The sequence below is a fragment of the Nocardiopsis sp. CA-288880 genome (genome assembly GCF_050955985.1).
In the GTDB taxonomy this organism is placed as follows: Bacteria; Actinomycetota; Actinomycetes; order Streptosporangiales; family Streptosporangiaceae; genus Nocardiopsis; species Nocardiopsis tropica.
The window spans coordinates 902,230-921,551 of sequence record NZ_CP192105.1; the positions used below are offsets into that span (position 1 = coordinate 902,230).

Below are 19,322 nucleotides of genomic sequence, written 5' to 3' on the forward strand. Positions count from 1 at the left end.
CCGCCCGCTCCTCCCCGGGCCGCCTCCTGCCGCCGGGTGCCTCCACCCGGTCGGCCTCCACCTCCGCCTTCCCGGACCCCCGGTTCTCAGCGGCTCAGCAGCCGCCAGGTCGCCAGGGCGAGGGCGTGCGCCTGCTCGCCGCCCTCCGCCCCCGCGGCCGGCCTCCCCTCCGCCGGCCCCGGCCCACCGGTTCCGGCGCGGACGCCGTCGGCGATCACCCCGACCAGCGCCCCCGCGAGGTACGCGGCGTGTGTGCGCACGGGCACGTCGTCGAACCCCGCGGGCCCCTCCCCGGCCGCGAAGCGCGCGGCCAGCTCCCCGGCCAGGCGCTCCCGCAGGCGGTTCGCGAAACGGGGGCTCCCCTGGTCGGACAGCATCCGCCGGTACAGCACGGCGTTCCCGGCCACGTGGGAGAACAGGTCCACCAGAGGCTCCGGCGGCCGGTCCCGCGGGGCGTCCAGCGGACACAGCGCCGCGCACCGCGCCACGTGCGCGACGGCGTCGTCCATGGCGTCGGCGACCAGGGCGTCCAGGTCGGCGTAGTGCTGGTACACCGTCGCCCGGTTCACCTCGGCGCACCGCGCCACGGCGGACATCGTCACGTCGGCGAGCTCCCGTTCGGCGGCCAGGGAGAGGAGGGCGGCGCGCAGCCGGTCACGGGTGCGCCGGGCGCGCGGGTCGTCGGGGTTCACCGTTCCAGGCTAGGACACGCGACGCTTAAAAGACACCTGTTGCTTAAACAACAAGTGTTGGTTATGGTCCGGGGTATGAGGATCGAGGTCTGGGCGGACGTGGTCTGCCCCTGGACGTACATCGGCAAGCGGCGCCTGGAGCGGGCCCTCGCCGGCCTGCCCGATGCGGGGTCCGTGGAGGTGGTCTGGCACCCGTACCGGATCGACCCCTCCGCACCCGCGGTCGGCGAGCCGCTGGGCGCGCTGCTGGAGGACCCCTCCGTGGACGACGCCCTCCGGGCGTGCGCACCCGCCCTCACCCCGGGGGAGAACCGGGCCCGGGTCGCGGAGACCGCGGCGTCCGAGGGCCTGGGACCCCGCTGGGGCGCGGCCTGGAGGGTCAGCAGCCACGACGCACACAGGCTCGTCCTGCTCGCCGGCCGGGCCGGAGGGCCCAGGCTCCAGGGCGCCGTCGTGGAGGGCGTCCTGCGCGCCCACTTCGTGGAGGGCGAGGACATCGGCTCCGCCCCGGTCCTCGACCGGATCGCCCGGGGCGCCGGTCTTGCGGACGGCGGCCGCCTCCTCCGGGCGGGGGAGGGAGGGCAGGAGGTCCGGGAGCTGGTCCTGCGCGGCCGGGCGGCCGGGGTCCGCACCTCCCCGACGCTCGTCGCCAACGGCCGCGCGCTGGAGGGTGCGCAGCACCCCGACGCGATCCGTGAGTTCCTGGTCGCCGCAGCCGGGCACGCGCCCCGGGTCCTCCCCGAGGAGGTCGAGCGCTTCCGGCTGGCGGAGGCCCTGCTGGACTCGGGCGACCCGCTCGGGGCGCTCGTGCTCCTGCGGCCGCTGCTCGACGGGCACGCCGCCGACCGGGGCGTGCGCCTGCTCGCCGCCCGCGCCCACTACCGCTCCGCGCAGCTCAACCGCGCCAGGCGAGGACTGGAGGCCCTGGTCGAGGAGGCCCCGGACGACGCCTACGCCCGCCTGCTGCTGGGGCGGACCCTCCAGCGCCAGGGAGAGGAGGGGGCGGCCGCGCCCCACCTGCGCCTGGCGGGGGTGATGGTCCCGTCCTACGCCTGACGGCGCCGACCCCGGGGCCGCGTTCCCCGGGCGGGCCATCACATGCCGCGCACGGTTTCGGTCGTCCCCTACGCGGTCCCACTTCTGTCCGTCCCCGGCGTGTCCGCCGGGGCGTTCCGGGTCTCGGAACAGACACATTCTTGGCTTGACCAGGTCTTCTTGCCCGACAACGAGCAACTCAGCGCGACTTTTCCACTACTTTTGGTTACTGTTCGGGTCGTCGGTTCTGCGCGCCCGACCAGATGCCCCGCTCATGCTCTCTGCGCCGATGCCAGTGGCGCCCGGGGTGATGACTCGAAGTAGGGCTCCACAGCCGTGGTCTTGGGGGAAGCATGGTCACCAGCGGGGTGAAGGCCGTCCGCGAACAGTCGGCGCGCACCGTCGTCGGCGCCGGAGACGGCGCCGGCGGACGGGACGCCGGGATCGGTCCGCTGCTCACCGGGGGAGGCGCCGGGCCGCGGACGCGCTCCGGATCCTGGACGCGGCCGTACGTCGTGAGCCTCGTCGTGCTGGACCTCGCCGCTGCCTTCGCGGCGACCCTGGGCGGAACGGTCCTCCGCTTCCACGGCTCACCGGGGGCGTCCGCCGCCTCCACCCACCTCCTGCTCTCCCTCCTCCTGCCCTTCGCGTGGGTCCTGTTCGTCTACCTGGGCGGCGGCTACGCCCGGCGCTTCCTCGGCGTGGGCACCGAGGAGTACCGGCGCGTCGCCACGGCCGGGCTCGCGCTCGCCGCGTCCGTCGCGATCGGCGCGTACGCGGTCACGTTCGACCTGGCGCGCGGCTACGCGCTCGTCGCGCTCCCGCTCGTCCCCCTGGTCAGCCTCGCCCTGCGGTACGCGCGCCGCAAGGCCCTGCACCGGAGGCGGCGCTCCGGACTGTGCATGAGCGGCGTCGTGGTCGTCGGGCACCGGGCCGCCGCAGGGGACCTGATCCGCCGGTTCCGCGACGAGATCTACCACGGCATGCGCGTCGTCGGCGTGTGCCTGCCGCCGGACGACACCGTCCCCGGCCTGGGGCCGGACTCGGTGGAGGACTGCCCGGTCCTGGGCGCCTTCGAGGACGCGGCCGACGCGTCGGCCCTCGTCGGGGCCGACACCGTGGCGGTCCTCGCCTGCCCCGAGATGGACGGGGCCGAACTGCGCCGCCTGGCCTGGCGGCTGGAGAAGAACGGCACCGACATCATCGTCGCGTCGGCGCTGATGGAGGTCGCGGGGCCGCGGACCTCCATCCGGCCGGTCGCGGGGCTGCCGCTCCTGCACGTGGAGCACCCCGAGCTGGTGGGCGTCCGCCGCGTGCTCAAGTCGGTCTTCGACCGCTCCGCCGCCGCGCTCGCCCTGATCCTGCTGTCCCCGCTGTTCCTGGCGCTGTTCGTCCTCATCCGGGGGGAGGGCCGGGGCCCCGTGCTGTTCACGCAGACCCGCGTGGGCCGGGGTGGCGCCGAGTTCACCGTGTACAAGTTCCGTACCATGGTGGTCGGGGCCGAGGCGTTGAAGGCGATGCTCCAGCCCCGCAACGAGCACGACGGTGTGCTGTTCAAGATGCGTCGCGACCCCAGGGTGACGTCCGTGGGGGCATGGCTGCGCCGGTACTCGCTCGACGAGCTTCCCCAGCTCGTCAACGTGGTCCGGGGGGAGATGTCGCTCGTCGGCCCCAGGCCGCCGCTGCCGGAGGAGGTCGCCCAGTACGGGCACGACGTCCGCCGGAGGCTGGTGGTCAAACCGGGGCTGACGGGTCTGTGGCAGGTCAGCGGCAGGTCCGACCTCTCGTGGGAGGAATCGGTCCGCCTCGATCTGCGGTACGTGGAAAACTGGTCGCTGACGCTGGACATCCAGATCCTGTGGAAGACGTGGTCAGCGGTGATCCGTGGGGCGGGAGCATACTAGCCGGTGAAGAGCATCCGAAACGATCATGAGGTGGCCCGCGACCTGGCCGGCGAGGCGGGGCAGCTGCTGCTGCGCCTGCGCGCCCGGCACGGTTTCGACGAACCCGACGTGCTGCGCACGCTGGGGGACCGGACCTCCCACGAGTTCCTGTTCTCGGCACTGGGACGGCTGAGGCCCAGCGACGCGGTGCTCTCCGAGGAGGGCGCCGACGACCACTCCCGGCTCCGGGCCAGGCGCGTGTGGATCATCGATCCGCTCGACGGCACCCGGGAGTTCGCGGAGGCGGGCCGCACCGACTGGGCGGTGCACGTCGCCCTGTGGGAGGACGGCGACCTGGTCGCGGGGGCCGTGGCGCTCCCCGCGCAGGGCAGCACCCTGTCCACGGTCGACCCGCCCTGGCTGCCCGAGGAGCGCCCGGCGGGCCAGCGGCTGCGCATCACGGCCAGCCGGACCCGGCCGCCCGCCTTCGTGCAGCGGATGGCGACCCAGCTCGGCGCCGAGGTGGTGCCGATGGGGTCGGCGGGCGCGAAGATCTGCGCGGTGCTCCTCGGCATCGCCGACATCTACGTGCACGCGGGCGGCCAGTACGAGTGGGACAGCGCGGCCCCGGTGGCGGTCGCGCGGGCCTCCGGCCTGCACACCTCCCGGATCGACGGCTCCGAACTGCGCTACAACGTAGCCGACCCGCTACTCCCCGATGTCCTCGTATGCCGATCGGAATTGTCGGGTATGTTGTTGGCAAGCATCCGCGACGGCGCGGACCTGGACAGCGCGGGTCCGCACGCGGGGGGCTGACCGAAGGACCCCCGCGCCGTCGGCCGTGCGGTATCTCTAAGGCGGATTCATGGGTCAGGCGAGTCAGCAGGCGCCCGGGCGCTACCAGCTCTCCCAGCTGGACGTCCTCGAGGCCGAGGCGATCTTCATCATGCGCGAGGTGGCCGCGGAGTTCGAGCGGCCGGTGCTGCTCTTCTCCGGGGGCAAGGACTCCATCGTGATGCTCCGCCTCGCGGAGAAGGCGTTCTGGCCCGGAGCCGTCCCGTTCCCCGTCATGCACGTCGACACCGGCCACAACTTCGACGAGGTCATCGAGTTCCGCGACCGCAGGGTCGCCGAGGCCGGGGTGCGCCTGGTGGTGGCCTCGGTGCAGGAGCAGATCGACGCGGGCAAGGTGTCCGAGCCCACCGGGCGCTGGGCGAGCCGCAACAGGCTCCAGACCTCCGCGCTGCTGGAGGCCATCGAGGACAACGGCTTCGACGCGGCCTTCGGCGGCGCCCGGCGCGACGAGGAGAAGGCCCGGGCCAAGGAGCGGGTCTTCTCCTTCCGCGACGAGTTCGGCCAGTGGGACCCCAAGAACCAGCGCCCCGAGCTGTGGAGCGTGTTCAACACCCGCATCGACCGCGGCGAGCACATCCGGGTCTTCCCGATCTCCAACTGGACCGAGCTGGACGTGTGGGCCTACATCCGGCGTGAGCGGCTGGAGCTGCCCTCCATCTACTTCGCGCACGAGCGCAGCGTCTTCGAGCGGGACGGCATCCTGCTCGCCGACTCGCCGATCATCCGGCGCGACGAGACCGAGGTCCCGTTCCAGGAGACCGTCCGCTACCGCACGGTCGGCGACCTGACGTGCACGGGGGCGGTCCGGTCCACGGCGGTGGAGATCGACGACATCATCGCGGAGATCGCCGCGACCCGGATCACCGAGCGGGGGCAGACCCGGGCCGACGACCGCGCCAGCGAGGCCGCGATGGAGGACCGCAAGAAGGAGGGCTACTTCTAGCCCGCCCGACCCGCCGGACGCCTCCGGCGCAGCCCCGGCCCCACCGGGCTCCACCATCCCTACGGACACCGGCGCCGCGGAACCGGCCGCCCGCCGGCCGCCCTCCAGCCGACGGGCGTTCCGGCGCGGGGCCACCGCCTCCGCCGTCCGGTTGTTGAGCCGCCCACACTTCCCACATTGGACCAGGCAAGCATGAACAACGACATCCTGCGGTTCGCGACGGCGGGCTCCGTCGACGACGGTAAGAGCACCCTGATCGGCCGCCTGCTCTTCGACTCCAAGTCGATCTTCGAGGACCAGCTCGACGCCGTGGAGCGCACCAGCGCCGCGCGCGGCGAGGAGCACACCAACCTGGCGCTGCTCACCGACGGCCTGCGGGCCGAGCGCGAGCAGGGCATCACGATCGACGTGGCGTACCGCTACTTCGCCACGCCCCGGCGCACCTTCATCATCGCGGACACCCCCGGGCACATCCAGTACACGCGCAACATGGTCACCGGCGCCTCCACCGCCGACCTGGCGATCATCCTGGTGGACGCCCGCAAGGGGCTCCAGGAGCAGAGCCGCCGCCACGCGTTCCTCACCACCCTGCTCCAGGTCCCGCACCTGGTGCTGGCGGTCAACAAGATGGACCTGGTGGACCACTCCGAGGAGCGGTTCGAGGAGATCAAGGCGGAGTTCAGCGACTTCGCCACCAAGCTCGACGCCCGCGACCTCACCTTCGTGCCGATCTCCGCGCTGCACGGCGACAACGTGGTGACCCGCTCGGAGAACATGCCCTGGTACACCGGGCCCTCCCTGCTGCACCACCTGGAGAACGTGCACATCGCCTCCGACCGCAACCTCATCGACGCGCGCTTCCCGGTGCAGTACGTGATCCGCCCGCACAAGTCCGACGACCCCGAGCTGCACGACTACCGGGGCTACGCCGGCCAGCTCGCGGGCGGCGTCCTGAAGCCGGGCGACGAGGTCACCCACCTGCCCTCCGGCCTGAACACGCGCATCGCCAGGATCGCCACCGCGGACGGGGACGTCGCGGAGGCCTACTCGCCGATGTCGGTCACCCTCCTGCTGGAGGACGAGATCGACATCTCCCGGGGCGACATGATCTGCCGCCCCAACAACGCCCCGGCGGTCACGCAGGACCTGGAGGCGATGGTCTGCTGGATGACGGACGCGCGCAAGCTCACCCAGGGCTCCAGGCTCCTCGTCAAGCACACCACCCGGACGGCGAAGGTCGTCGTCAAGGACCTGCGCTACCGGCTGGACGTCAACACGCTGCACCGCGACGAGCAGGCGGACCACCTGGCCCTGAACGAGATCGGCAGGGTGCGGCTGCGCTCCACCCAGCCGCTGTTCGTCGACGAGTACTCCCGGAACCGGCAGACGGGCGGGTTCATCCTCATCGACGAGGCCACGAACACCACCGTCGGAGCGGGGATGGTCGTCAAGACCGACTAGGGACCGCCCCTCCTCCGCCCGCCGTCGCCGGGGGACGGAGGAGGGACGGACCGGGGACTCCTCGGCAGGGGGCCGCCTTCGGGCGGCCCCCTGCCGTGTTCCCGGGGCCCCTCCGACAGGTGTGGTCAGGACCGGTCCGGACCGGCTGGGAGGGGAACGCGGGGGCGCCCCCGGCCGGGGCCGGTCCACGTGCGGGGCGCCGGAGTTTTCCGAGACGAAGGCGGAGTCATTCGGATTCTTACGAAATGGTTTCCGATCGTAAAACCCTGTTTCAGTGCGGGTGGTACCGGGTGTCGCGAGCGGGGGAGTGAATGGCGTTTCCCCACTACAGGGCTGTGTCCGCGCGGATGCGCTGAGGCATGTGGGCAGGTCGGTGCGGTGTCGATCGCCCCGTGCGGCGGGGCCGACGTGTTCGTTGGACGTAAAAAAACTTCGCTCTAACCCTGGCATAAAGGAGAGAAGGTTACTAAGGTAGCGAATTGCAGGAAGGGCGCAATCGGGTGAACACGCTCGGTTATGCCTCACTGTGTACCTCCCACTCCCAAACCCCCAACAAGGAGAATAAGAGTGCAGAAGCACACCACTCGGCGTGTGGCGATCAGCGTCGCCGCTGCCGGTGCCCTCTCCCTCCCCCTCGCTCTCTCCGGCGCCGCCTCCGCGAGCGCCGACGAGCTCGCGCCCCTCTACACCAGCGACGCCGCCGCCGGCGGCGACTACTTCGTCGTCCTGGAGGACTCGCTCAGCGCCTCCTCCGTCAGCGCGTCGTCCCTCGGCATCTCCTCCGACCAGGTGAACCACACCTACGAGGAGGTCCTCAACGGGTACTCGGCCAGCCTGAGCGCCTCCGAGGTCCGGGAACTGCGGGCGCAGGACGGTGTCGCCTACGTCGAGGAGGTCGGCGTCGCGCACACCACCGTCACCTGGGGCCAGGACCGCATCGACCAGGAGGACCTCCCCCTGGACGGGTCGTACAGCACCACCGGTGACGGCTCCGGCGTCTCCGCCTACATCATCGACACCGGCATCGACGCCTCGCACCCGGACTTCAGCGGCCGCGCCTCGTCCGCGTTCGACGCGTACGGCGGCGACGGCGGCGACGGCAACGGCCACGGCACCCACGTCGCCGGCACCATCGGCTCCGACACCTACGGCGTCGCCCCCGGCGCCGACCTGTTCGGCGTCAAGGTCCTCGACGACAACGGCTCGGGCTCCTACGACGACGTCGTCGCGGGCGTCGACTGGGTCGCCGAGAACGCCGGTCCGAACTCGGTCGCGAACCTGTCCCTGGGCGGCCCGGCCTCCCCGACCCTGGACGAGGCCGTCAACAACCTCGCCGCGGCCGGTGTGTTCGTCGCCGTCGCGGCGGGCAACGAGGGCCAGGACGCGGGCAACGTCTCCCCGGGCGGCGCCGAGGGCGTGACCACGGTGGCGGCGTCCGACGCGACCGACACCTCCGCCTACTTCACCAACTTCGGTGAGGCCGTGGACATCTACGCCCCCGGCGTGGACGTCGAGTCGACCGTCCCCGGCGGCGGGACCGACTCCTACAACGGCACCTCGATGGCCAGCCCGCACGTGGCCGGTGCCGCGGCGCTCTACAAGAGCAGCCTCGGCGACGACGGCCAGGCGACCATCCAGGACTGGCTCGTCACCAACGCCAGTGCCGACAAGCTGAGCGGTGTGCGCTCCGGCACCGTCAACCTGCTGCTCAACGTCACCGGCCTGTAGCCGGAGCGGCTGTGGAGACCCCGCGCGTCCACAGCTCACCCCATGACGCCTGAGTGAGAGCGCGAACGGCCCCGGTCGGGGCGTGACCTCCCCGACCGGGGCCGTTCGCCGTCGTCGGGAGCCGACTTCCCGCCGGGGCCCGCCCCCCGGCGGGTCGTCGCGTTCCGATGTCGGATCGTGACCGCTGGTAATAGTCTGAGGGTGTGGATGACGGTTATCGGTTGGTGTTCGTCGGCGGCATGGGCCGGTCCGGGTCGACCCTCATCGAGCTGCTGCTCGGAGAGCTGCCCGGGTTCTGCTCGGTGGGTGAGATCGTGCACCTGTGGCGCCGGGGGCTGGTGGAGAACGAGAGGTGCGGCTGCGGCCGGCCGTTCTCCGAGTGCGGGTTCTGGACCGACGTCGGCGAGGAGGCGTTCGGCGGCTGGAGCCGCCTGGACGCCGGACAGGTACTGCGGCTCAAGGACGGGGTGGACCGGACCCGGTTCCTGCCGGCCCTGCTGGACGGTGCGCGCGGGGGCAGGCTCTCCGCCCGCTGCGACCGCTACACGGAGCTCTACCACCGCCTCTACGCGGCCGTGTCCCGGGTCAGCGGCGCGCGCGTGATCGTGGACGCCAGCAAGCACGCCTCCCTGGCCGCGTGCCTGCGCCTGCGCTACGGCGCCCGGATGCGGCTGCTGCACGTGGTGCGCGACCCCCGCGCCGTCGCCCACTCCTGGGGCAAGAGGACGATCCGCCCGGACGCGACCGAGGCCAGCAGCGAACCGGAGATGGCGAGGTACTCCGCCGGGCGCGCGGCGGTCCAGTGGATGGCCCAGAACGCCGCGTTCGACGCCCTCGCCGGGCTCGGCACCCCCACCCTGAGGGTCCGCTACGAGGACTTCGTCGCCGAACCGGGCGCGGAGTTCGCCCGCATCGCCGCGTTCTCGGGCTATACGGGCGAGACCGGGGGCGCGGACGGCCCGCTGGAGGCCGGGGGGAGCGGGGGCCGGCTCTCCGGGGGCCACGCGGTGTCGGGGAATCCCATGCGGTTCACCACGGGCCGGATCGGCGTGCGTGCCGACCACGGGTGGCGGGAGTCCCTGGCGCCCTGGCGGCGCCACCTGGTGACCGCGGTGACGGCCCCGTCCCGCAGGCGCTACGGCTACTGAGGTCCCCGTGGCGGTACGGGCTCCCGTTCCCGGCGCGTCCGCGGCTTTTTCCCGCCCGCGTCCCGGGTCCTGTGTCCCGTCCCGTGGCGGGGTCCGATTTCCGAGGACGTGTCGCGTTAGGACCGGTGAGGGTGTTGCGTGCCGAAATTGTAACGTACAGTAGTTAAATGAACACTCTGAGTTGTACTTTTTCCGGCTAGGGGGCTCGAAGTGGACAGGGGACCGGTACGGGCCATGGCGGCCGCGGGGGCACTCGCCCTCGCCATGACACTTGTCGGCGCCGCGAGCGCGCCACCGGGGGAGGCCGCGGGCCCCGACCGCCGGTCCGTCCCGCCCGACACGCCGCCGGAGGGCACGGCGACGTTCCTCGGACTGCCCGCGGCGACGGAGTACCGCTGCACGGTCTCGGAGATCCTGGAGCCCTCCTGCGGGGTCTGGTGGGGGGCCAGTCCCTACGAGAACCGGGTGGAGCAGCTGGAGCAGGCCGCCGACCGCGACATGGACATCGTGTACACCTGGCGCGGCATCGACCAGGCGGACGTCCCCGGACGGCGCGAGCGGAGCATGGCCGCCGAGGGCAAGTTCGTGCACACCAACATCGAGGCCCGCCGCTTCACCCGCCCGGGACACCCGGCCGTCTCCTACGCGTCGATCGCCGACGGCGAGTTCGACGAGCAGCTGCGGTCCCAGGCGCGCGGCATCGCCGCCCTGGACGTGCCCTACTTCGTCACCTTCGACCACGAGGCCGACGCCAACAGGCGCTACAACGAGCGCGGCACGCCCGAGGAGTTCGTGGCCTCCTGGCAGCACATCGTGGACCTCTACCGGTCCGAGGGCGCGGACAACGCCATCTGGGTGTGGAACGTGACCGGGTGGGAGGCCAACCTCGACCGCCTCCCCGGGCTCTGGCCGGGCAACGACTACGTCGACTGGATCAGCTGGGAGGCGTACAACATGTCCACCTGCGACGCCCAGCCGAACTGGACCGAGACCCACTCGTTCGAGGAGGCCCTGCGCCCCGCCTACGACTGGATCCAGACCGAGGGGCCCGCGCACGGCATCGACCCGGACAAGCCGGTGATGATCGGCGAGATGGGCACCACCGACATCGGGCCCCGCGAGACCCTGGAGTGGTACTCCGAGATCCCCGACGTCCTGCGCCGCTACGAGCGGGTGCGCGCGGTCAAGATGTGGGACAACGAGCTGACCCCGGGGTGCGACTTCCGCATCGGGGCCAACGAGTACGCCCAGCGGGGGTTCCAGCTGGCCGGACAGGACCCGTACGTGCGCCTGCCCGAGCGGGTGCGGCGCCTCGCGGAGGACGCCGCCCGGCGCGACTGAGGCCGGAGGCCCCGGGCGCCCCGCGGGGCGCCCGGGGCGCGCGGCACGGGAAGCAGGGCGGACGCGGGCGGTCCGCCGCGGGGAGGCGCCTCAGCCCCCGACGGGCCGGGCCATGGACCAGGTCCTCGGGCCGCCGCCCGGCAGGTCGTACTCCGCGGTCACGGCGAACCCCAGGGACTCGTAGAGGCCGACGTTGCCGTACGCGGAGGTCTCCAGGAAGGCGGGGACCCCGGCCGCGTCGGCCTCGCGCAGCCCGGCGGCGACGACCGAGCGCCCCAGTCCCCGCCCCTGCGAGCCCGGGTGGACGCCGACCGTGCCCAGGAACCACACGGGTTCCGCCGGGCGGTAGCGGTCCATCTCCTCCTCGGCCGCGGCGTAGGCCGCGGCCCGATCGCCCGCGAGCTCCACGAACGCGGGCAGCAGGCGCTCCATGACGGCCTCCGCGCCGCCGGAGTCCGGGGTCGTCCAGACCGCGACGGCCTCCAGGCCCCCGGACACCAGGACCCGGCCGTGCGGGAGGCCGACCTCGGCGAGGAAGAGCCGCTGGAACTCCCTCAGCCGGGCCGCGTGGCCGTCGGCGGAGATGGTGTGGCGTGTGAAGGGGTAGTCCGCGAAGGCCGCGGCGAGCGTGTCCGCCGCCCGCTCCACGTCCCCGACCGCAGCTTCCCTGACCATGAGCCCCCCGTCACGTCCGTGTCCCGGACGGGCCCGGGACACGGCATACGAGGCTACACACCCCTCCCGCGCAGGTGGAGCGCGCGCGTGATCCACCCGGGCGGCACACCGCACACCACCAGCAGCGCCAGGTAGGCGCGCCCCTCGGCGGCCCGGTGCCGGAGGGTGGCGCCGATCCACCCGAGCGCGGCCCCGCGCCGGCCCGCCGACGCCTCCGCGAACGCGATCTGCCCGGCGACGCGGGCGTAGCCGCGCGGCACCAGCCGGAACTCGGGGTAGCGCTCCAGCAGCCAGCGCAGCGCCTTGGAGATGGTCTGCCAGCGGCCGGCGAAGTGGGAGCGGCGGTGCCACAGGACCCGGACGCCGGGCTCGGGGATGTTGCGGATGGGCGCGCGCCTGGCCAGCCGCAGCAGCAGCTCGTAGTCCTCGCCGTAGCTGCCCGGGATCTCCTCGCTGACCGTCCCGCACCCGTCGAGCATGGCACCTCGGCGGATCAGGAACGTGGACGGGTGCAGCTCCGTCAGCCGCGACGCGAGCAGGTCGCCGAAGGTGACGCTGGTGCGGTCCAGGCTCCGCTCCGCCTCGACCCGGTCGTAGACCACCCTGATGCCGCAGCACACCATCTCGGTCCAGGGCTCGGCGCGCATCACCTCCACCTGGGCCCGGAGCTTGCCCGGCATCCAGGTGTCGTCGTCGTCGCAGAAGGCCACCAGCTCGGTGTCGGCCGCGAGCACGCCGGTGTTGCGGGCCCCGGCCAGGCCCGGGGTGAGGGTGTTGGTGACCACGCGCACGGGGCGCTCGCCGTCGGCGCGGGCCAGGGCGGGGTCGGGCTGGTCGTTGTCGAACACCACGATCGTGGTGATGCGGCCCGGGTACTCCTGCTCCTCGACCGCGCGCAGGGTGCGGCGCAGCAGCTCGGGGCGGTCCCGGGTGGGCACCACCACGGTCACCCCGGGCCAGGCGCCGGCGGGCCGCACGGCGGGTTCCGGTGCGCCGGGGCCGGCGCAGGTGTCCGTCAGCAGGTCGATCAGCTCCCCCGCGCGCAGCGCCGCCCGCTCCGGGCCCCCGTCGGCGGAGGGGCGGACGCGGAACGCCTCCGGTGAGGCGAGGGCCTCGTCGATGAGCGCGGACAGCTGCTGGGGGCTGGAGCAGGCGCGGACCCGGCCCGCCTGCTCCAGGCGGCGGACGAAGAGGAGCTGGTGGTCGTCCACGTGCTCGCCCAGCTCGGGGTCGCGGGCGACGACAACGGGCAGGTGCCCGGCCCGGCGCGCCTGGACGATGGTCCCCGGACCGCCGTGGGTGACGACCACCTGCGCCTCCCGCATGAGGGCGCCGAGTTCGTCGCCGGGAAGGAAGGGCGTGCCCGCGGCGACCTCCGGCGCGGTGCTGTGACCGTGCTGGACCAGGATGCTCAGGTCCCGGTGGCGGCGGGCGTAGTCGTCGGTCCACCGAACCAGGCGGTCGAAGGCGTGGTGGTCGGTGCCGATGCTGACGACCACGTCGGGGTGGTCGCCGGCCTCGGGCCTCCGGGCGGGGCGGGCGGTCTGTTCTGTCACAGGAGCGGTCCTACCGTGATGGCGGTCGGCATGAAGGTCCGCTGCTCCTCCCACTGGGTGAGGAACAGGCGTGTGAAGGGCCGGCACAGGCGCGCGGTGAGGGTCGGCGTGTCGATGCGGTCGTAGACCTCGATGTAGACAGTCGGGATCCGCAGCAGCCAGGCCAGGGCGAAGAACGGCAGGGCCACCCCGGCGCCGGTCGTGACGACGGCGGAGGGGCGCCGCTCGCGCAGGACCCTGAGGGCCAGCCGCGTGTTGCGCAGCAGGTTGCCGACGTCGCGCGTGGTGGGGTGGAAGGCCCAGTGCACCCGCTCGCCGTCGAGGGCGGCTTCGGCATCGGGGGTCCGGAAGGTCACCCACGCGCGCTCGCGCCCCTGCCACCAGGGGCGGAGCGAGCACAGCTGGGTGAGGTGACCACCGCTGGAGGCCACCAGGAGAACCGGGGATACAGACATGTTGTCATCATTCCATAACTGAGAGTAGTCATATGGATGGTCGGCGCCCCGTGCCGCGCGGGTCGCCGCGGCGCCCGGGGACGACCGGGCGCCGGGGCGCGCCCACACGGCCCGCGGTCCGGGAGGGGCCGCTCCGGGGCAGGGCGCGCGGACTCCCGGACCCGGACCCGGACCCGCGCCGCCCGCGTCCCGGGGTCCGGCGCGGGCACGGGGGACGCCCGAACCTCCCGCGGCCGGGGCCGGCGGCGCGGTTCATCCGCGCGGGCGCAGGCCGAGAAGCCCCCTCAGCGACCACACCGTCGCCGCGTGGCCCAGGACGCCCGCGATCAGGGCCGCTGCCGCCGCCGCGAACCCTCCGCCGGCCACCGCGTCCGCCAGCAGGGGCAGGGCGCCGAACCACAGCACGGAGCTGAGCGCGGCGGCCGCCACCGGTCTGCAGAACGGGTGCAGCACCACCTGTGACCGCAGCTGCCAGAGCGGAAGCGCCTTGCGGACCAGGACCGCCGCGACCAGGGCCACGGCCGCCCCCGTGGCCCCCGCCCACGGCACGAGCGCCACGCACACGGCCACGTTCGCGGCCAGCGACAGCATGTTGTTCAGGAGGTTCAGCCCGGTGCGTCCCGTCATCGTCAGGATCAGGTCGCCCATGCCCAGCACGGACCCCAGCAGCTGCCCCGCGCACACCACGACCAGCGCCGTCGCCCCTTCCGCGTAGCCCGGTCCGAAGAGCCGCATCACCTCCGGGGCGAACACCAGCACCGACAGGTACAGCGGCCCTGTCACGCACAGCAGCCACGCGGTCCCCGCCCGGTACAGGGACCTGATCCCCTCGTGGTCCCCCGTCGCCACCTGCTCGGCGAACCTCGGCTGGGCGGCGAACAGCACCGCCTGCGTGCCGAACTGGCCGACCACCATGACCCGGGTGGCGGCCGTGAACACCGCCGCGCCGGTCAGGCCGCTCAAGAGGGCGACCAGCACCACGCCGCCGCGCTGCACCCCCATCTGGGCGAGCCCGCCCAGCGCGCGGGGGAGCGCGAACGTCCAGAACTCCCGGGCGGCGACCGGCGCGGCCCCGGCGGCGTCGGGGGCCCCGGTCCCCCCTGCCGGGGCGGGGTCCTCGCAGTCCGGGCGCCCCGGGCCCGCGCCCGCTCCCGGCCCGTGCCCCGGGCCCGTCCCGGGCCGGGCGCCCCGCAGGATCCGCCCGAGCCAGAACCACGCCAGCGCCGCGGCGGGCAGGTACGGCCCCGCCCAGGCCAGCGCCAGCAGCCCGGCCGATCCCGTGACCGCGATCCCCGCCACGAGCCCCAGCTGTGCCAGCGGGCGCCCCACCCGGTCCACCAGCACGGTGCCGGCCATGTCGTGGTGCGCGCGCGCCGCCGCCAGCGCGGAGTCGGTGAGCACAGCGAACGGCAGGAACACCGCCAGCAGGCGGAGGTAGGCCGCGGCCTCCCCGCTTCCCAGGGCGCCGGCCATCGGCTCGGCGAACACCAGCAGCGCTCCCGCCAGGACGCACGCGGCGCCGACGGCGGGCCCCATGGCCAGCCGCAGCAGACGGGGCACGCCCCCTGGCCGGCCGAACACGCGCATCCTGGCGATGAAGTACACGAGCCCGTCCGGTGCGCCCAGGTTCGCCACGACCGCCGCGATCAGGAACACCGACGTCGCCGAGAACAGCAGGCCCGCCGTCTCCTGCGAGAACGCCCTGGTGATGGCCACGATCAGGAGGAGGTTCAGCCCGGCCCCGACCACGGCCCCCGCCATGTTGACGACGCCGCCGCGCAGGACGGGGCGCAGGCCCGCCCCCGGCCCGGCCGTCCCGCCCGGGTCCCGCCGGTCCGCGGTGTCGGTCACGCGCGCCACGAGGGTGTGCGCCCCCACCAGGCCGCCAGGCGGGCGTCGCTCTCGGCGAACCGCTCCGTCAGCTCCGCCCGCAGCCCCTCGGGCATCCCCGCGCGCTCGCGGGCGTTGTGCCGGCCCGGGGCCTCCCCCGGGCCGGGGGGCAGCCCCAGGAACCGCTCGATCCCGGTCAGCGCACGCGCCGTCCCGTCGAAGAGGTCGGCGTGGTCCACCACGTGGATCCGGTCGCGCCCCAGGTGCCGCTCCATCCTGAGCAGCTGGTCCGCGTAGTGCCCGCGCGCCACGTACCCGTGGTGCTGGTGGGCGTGCGAGCGGTACCCCGGATCCCCGACGAGGCGCTCCTCCTCGCCGGAGAGCCGCTTGGCCTCCAGCTCCACGGCGAGGGCGAAGGGCTCGGTCTCGAACCCGCGCGCCGACTCGTGCGCGTGCGCCGAGTACGCCCGCTCCACCGGGTCGCGCAGGATCACGACCACCCGCACGTCGGGCAGGGTGCGGGCGATGCGCTCGGCGGCCAGGGGGTGGAACAGGTAGTACGGGCTGGACTCGAACACCCTCACCCCGGGCCGCCCCCGGCGTGCCCGCAGGGTCGCGCGCAGGGGGAAGTGGGACCGGTACCAGTCCAGGCCGCGGCCGTACCCGGTGTCGAAGTAGTGGACGCCCTTGCGCAGGGTCGGCCCTGTCACGGCCGGGTGCCGGCCCAGGGCCTTGAACAGCGACGTGGTGCCCGCGCGCTGGGCGCCGCAGATCAGGAAGTCGGGAACGGCGCGGGCGGAGCTGGTCATCCCGCCCAGGCCGTCGGCCAGGGGCAGGAGGGCCCGCCGGGCAGGAGCTGCCAGGCGGTGGAGCAGTGCGGGGGAGGTGTTCCGCGGCATCGGGTGATCCCTCTCTGGTCTGCGGACGTGGTGCCCGCCGGCGCCCGGCGGGCGGTTCCGGCGGCAGGCGCGGACGTGCGCCGGTGCGGGCGCCGGCGGCCGTCGCGGCCCGGTGTCGGTGGCGTGTCGGCGGCGCGGTCACCTCACCGCGCCGCCGCGGGGACGCCGGGTCCCGGGTCAGGCGGGACCGGCGGCCTCGTGGGCCGCTCTCTCCTGGAGCCCTTCCAGCGCGGGGAGCAGCCAGTCGTCCACGGCCGCGAGGCGGCCGCCGCTCTCGGCCTGCCGGTCGTGCAGGTAGCGCGTGGCAAGGTCGATCAGGTACAGCGCCATGACGGTGGACACGGTGTGCGGGCGCAGCCCGGTCCCGGACATGAGCGGGTCGCGCAGCAGCCGCGAGCCGCTGTCCAGCCACCGGTGCACGCCGGGGTGGACCCCGGCCTGCACGCACTCGTTGAGGTCGTAGTGCAGGGCGTCGAAGCCGGCCGGGGCGTCCAGGCAGAGCCGCTCCCAGTCCCACACGAACGCGCGCCGCGCCGTGCTGGCGATGTTCCACCGGGTGAGGTCGCCGTGCCAGGCCCCGAACGGCACGCGCACGTCCGGCAGCCGCCGCAGGGCGGCGCGCAGCGGCGCGGCCTCGGGCCGGGCGCCCAGCGCCACGATCCGCTCCTCCAGCGAGTGCCGGTAGGGGCTGGTGGAGAGCCTCAGCTCCCGCACGCCCGCCACCGCGGTGATCTGCGTGACACAGCGCAGCAGCTGGCGGCGGGTGGGCCGGTCCGTCTGCTCCCCGACCGGCAGAGCCTCCTGCACCAGCAACGGGTGGCCGTTCCACTCCCCCTCGTACAGCAGGCGCGGCACGGTCACGTCCCTCAGGGGGGACCCGGCGAGGTGCCGCAGGGCCCGCGTCTCGGCGCGCACCAGGCGCGAGGTCAGGTCGTTGACGGCGACCTTCGCGTAGCCGATGGTCCGTCCGCCCGGTGTGAGCAGGAGCAGGACGGGTTTGCGGTTGGCCCTGGGCGGACCGACGTGGATCGCGATGGACAGGTCGCGGTCGAGGGCGGCGGTGAGCGCGTGCTCGATCCCGGGGCCCGCGCCCACGTACAGGCGGTCGCGGAGGAGGAGCGGGGCCATCCCGGTGGCGAACGCCCCCGTCAGCAGCAGCGTGCGCGCCCTCTCCCGCAGCGAGTGCCCCTGCGCGAAGGACGTGATGCCGCGGGTGGCGGCCGAGCGGTTGTACGCGGGCAGGATGACCCGGGGGTTGTGGGCGCTGGGCACCGGCAGGTACTGGTTGCCGCGGTCGCGGCGGACCCGGCGCCGCATGCCCCTGTCCCCGGGCCCGAGCAGTCCCCCGCACGGCCACAGCACCGCGGCGAGGTCGGTCAGATAGGTCGTCTCGCTGTTCAACGCAGACCTCCGCGTGTGCGCGCGGCCCCGCGCCGCCGGAGTCCGGGCTCGCCGTCCCGCCACAGCAGGGCGACGGCGACCATGGTGACCGCCAGCGGGGACATCAGCGCGACGTAGAAGAACATGTACCAGAACAGCAGCAGCACGGTCAGCAGCGCGCCCTGTCCCACCGGTGAGGCCGTCGACCTGTAGTGCCACGCGACCCACGCGAAGAACCCGGTGGAGAGGGCGGCGCCCACCCAGCCGGTCGTGACGAGGGTCATCCAGAGCTGCCCGGCGTTGCCGATGACGTGCTGGCCGCAGCCGGGGCACTCCGACGTGGGGCCGACCGCGATCGAGTCAGGGCTGCCCTGGGACTCCCTGGTGGTGCCCCACCCCATGACGGGCGACAGGTCGGCCGCCTCCACGGCCGCGGCGTTGGTGGCGGCCCGGCCGTCGTCGCTGTGCGGGGCGTCGGCGCGCGCCCTCACCACGTCCGCGAGCGGCGACGCCGCCAGGACCAGCAGCGCGGCGACGGCGGCTGCCGCGCAGGCCCCCACGAGCACCACCCGGCCCCGGCGCAGCGCGATCACGGCTCCGTAGGCGAGGGAGAGCGCCAGGCCCGCCCACAGCGCCCGGTTGAGCGAGTACACGGCGGGGACCACCGCCAGGGCGGCGGCCGCCGACGCGCCCCAGCGGATCCAGCCGGCCCCCTGGACCACCCAGCCCACCACCAGCCACACCAGCAGCAGGGAGAGCATGTACCCCCAGATGTTGGTGTACTCCCACGGGGCCTTGGGGCGGGCCGAGTCGTATCCGAAGATGTCCATGACCTGAGCGGACGCGGGATGGACGAGGGCCTGCATGTACGCGTCGGAGGCCAGCCCCGGCGGCAGCAGGTACTCCAGCGGCGCGGTGAACTCGAACCGGGGCGCCGCCATTCCCAGGTAGCCGCCGGCGATCGTGGCCAGGCAGAGCACCGACAGCGCCGACACGACGGCCCGCGCGGGCAGCTCCCGTTCGGTCAGGTTGCCGACGTAGAGCAGCAGCACGGTCAGCACGAGGTAGTTGACCACCCTCAGGAGGGCGCCGCCGTAGCCCCCGCTGCCCGGGACCGTGCCGGGCATGTCCAGCGGGACGAGGAGCAGACCGAGCAGCGACCACACCAGGAACAGGGCCCAGAGCCAGAACCCCGGCGGGACCCGCAGACCCGCCGTCCGGTGGCGGCGGACGAGCTCGGCGGCCATCGGCACCGCGAAGAGCCAGTACGCGAACTGCCCCATCCCCAGCGCCCACCAGAGCGGGTACCCGGCCAGCAGCCAGACCACGGGGCGCCCCGCGGCGCCGGGGGCGCCCGCGCCGGGCAGGGGGCCGGACACGGACGCCAGGGCGGGACCCGGTGACGTCCAGGGGCCCATGGGGCCGGTCGCGGACGCCCGGC

Annotated in this window: 16 protein-coding genes; 8 read left to right on the forward strand and 8 right to left on the reverse strand. The window is 73.9% G+C overall.

Annotated elements, in window-relative coordinates; genetic code table 11:
- Positions 1–86: 86 nt before the first annotated feature.
- The gene (locus tag ACQPYD_RS04050; protein WP_433699835.1) at positions 87–692 is read right to left on the reverse strand and encodes a TetR/AcrR family transcriptional regulator; all 606 of its coding nucleotides are present in this window, start codon (positions 690–692) and stop codon (positions 87–89) included.
- Positions 693–767: 75 nt separating this feature from the next.
- Here ACQPYD_RS04050 and ACQPYD_RS04055 point away from each other — a divergent pair, with 75 nt between their 5' ends.
- The 8 genes from ACQPYD_RS04055 (at position 768) to ACQPYD_RS04090 (ending at position 11,086) form a co-directional block, all read left to right on the forward strand.
- Positions 768–1,748 (forward strand): DsbA family protein, encoded by a 981-nt coding sequence (locus ACQPYD_RS04055; RefSeq protein WP_433699836.1) that lies wholly within the window; start codon positions 768–770, stop codon positions 1,746–1,748.
- A 332-nt stretch (positions 1,749–2,080) separates the two neighbouring features.
- A complete protein-coding gene (locus ACQPYD_RS04060) occupies positions 2,081–3,631 on the forward strand; it encodes a sugar transferase (RefSeq protein ID WP_433699837.1) in 1,551 nt (516 codons plus the stop codon).
- A 3-nt stretch (positions 3,632–3,634) separates the two neighbouring features.
- Positions 3,635–4,426, forward strand: coding sequence for a 3'(2'),5'-bisphosphate nucleotidase CysQ (locus tag ACQPYD_RS04065; RefSeq protein WP_344178913.1), 792 nt, complete (start codon positions 3,635–3,637; stop codon positions 4,424–4,426).
- A 49-nt stretch (positions 4,427–4,475) separates the two neighbouring features.
- Positions 4,476–5,408, forward strand: a complete 933-nt coding sequence (cysD, locus tag ACQPYD_RS04070; RefSeq protein ID WP_433699838.1) for a sulfate adenylyltransferase subunit CysD — start codon at positions 4,476–4,478, stop codon at positions 5,406–5,408.
- 192 nt (positions 5,409–5,600) lie between these two features.
- Complete coding sequence (gene cysN / locus ACQPYD_RS04075; RefSeq protein ID WP_267950246.1) at positions 5,601–6,869, forward strand: sulfate adenylyltransferase subunit CysN; 1,269 nt, start codon at positions 5,601–5,603, stop codon at positions 6,867–6,869.
- A 567-nt stretch (positions 6,870–7,436) separates the two neighbouring features.
- On the forward strand, positions 7,437–8,597 hold the full coding sequence (locus ACQPYD_RS04080) for a S8 family peptidase (protein ID WP_433699839.1): 1,161 nt from the start codon (positions 7,437–7,439) through the stop codon (positions 8,595–8,597).
- Between the two features lie 239 nt (positions 8,598–8,836).
- Positions 8,837–9,745 (forward strand): sulfotransferase, encoded by a 909-nt coding sequence (locus tag ACQPYD_RS04085; protein ID WP_433701944.1) that lies wholly within the window; start codon positions 8,837–8,839, stop codon positions 9,743–9,745.
- A 210-nt stretch (positions 9,746–9,955) separates the two neighbouring features.
- Positions 9,956–11,086, forward strand: coding sequence for a glycoside hydrolase family 26 protein (locus tag ACQPYD_RS04090; RefSeq protein ID WP_433699840.1), 1,131 nt, complete (start codon positions 9,956–9,958; stop codon positions 11,084–11,086).
- A gap of 90 nt (positions 11,087–11,176) precedes the next feature.
- On the opposite strand, the gene ACQPYD_RS04095 is transcribed toward ACQPYD_RS04090, so the two are convergent.
- The 7 genes from ACQPYD_RS04095 to ACQPYD_RS04125 all read right to left on the reverse strand — a co-directional run bounded on the left by ACQPYD_RS04095 (position 11,177) and on the right by ACQPYD_RS04125 (position 19,299).
- Complete coding sequence (locus tag ACQPYD_RS04095; RefSeq protein ID WP_433699841.1) at positions 11,177–11,761, reverse strand: GNAT family N-acetyltransferase; 585 nt, start codon at positions 11,759–11,761, stop codon at positions 11,177–11,179.
- Between the two features lie 53 nt (positions 11,762–11,814).
- Positions 11,815–13,317: a glycosyltransferase gene (locus ACQPYD_RS04100; protein WP_433699842.1), complete on the reverse strand. Its 1,503-nt coding sequence runs from the start codon at positions 13,315–13,317 to the stop codon at positions 11,815–11,817.
- A complete protein-coding gene (locus ACQPYD_RS04105) occupies positions 13,314–13,772 on the reverse strand; it encodes a UDP-N-acetylglucosamine--LPS N-acetylglucosamine transferase (protein ID WP_433699843.1) in 459 nt (152 codons plus the stop codon). The genes ACQPYD_RS04100 and ACQPYD_RS04105 overlap by 4 nt, the downstream gene beginning before the upstream one ends.
- A 252-nt stretch (positions 13,773–14,024) precedes the next feature.
- Positions 14,025–15,650 carry a lipopolysaccharide biosynthesis protein gene (locus ACQPYD_RS04110; protein WP_433699844.1) on the reverse strand — a complete coding sequence of 542 codons (1,626 nt, stop codon included), beginning with the start codon at positions 15,648–15,650 and terminating at the stop codon, positions 14,025–14,027.
- On the reverse strand, positions 15,620–16,501 hold the full coding sequence (locus ACQPYD_RS04115) for a sulfotransferase (protein ID WP_433699845.1): 882 nt from the start codon (positions 16,499–16,501) through the stop codon (positions 15,620–15,622). Before ACQPYD_RS04115 ends, ACQPYD_RS04110 begins: the two co-directional genes overlap by 31 nt.
- 177 nt (positions 16,502–16,678) lie before the next feature.
- A complete protein-coding gene (locus ACQPYD_RS04120; RefSeq protein WP_330157598.1) occupies positions 16,679–17,902 on the reverse strand; it encodes a phosphotransferase in 1,224 nt (407 codons plus the stop codon).
- Positions 17,899–19,299, reverse strand: coding sequence for a ligase (locus tag ACQPYD_RS04125; protein ID WP_433699846.1), 1,401 nt, complete (start codon positions 19,297–19,299; stop codon positions 17,899–17,901). The genes ACQPYD_RS04120 and ACQPYD_RS04125 overlap by 4 nt, the downstream gene beginning before the upstream one ends.
- Positions 19,300–19,322 lie beyond the last annotated feature (23 nt).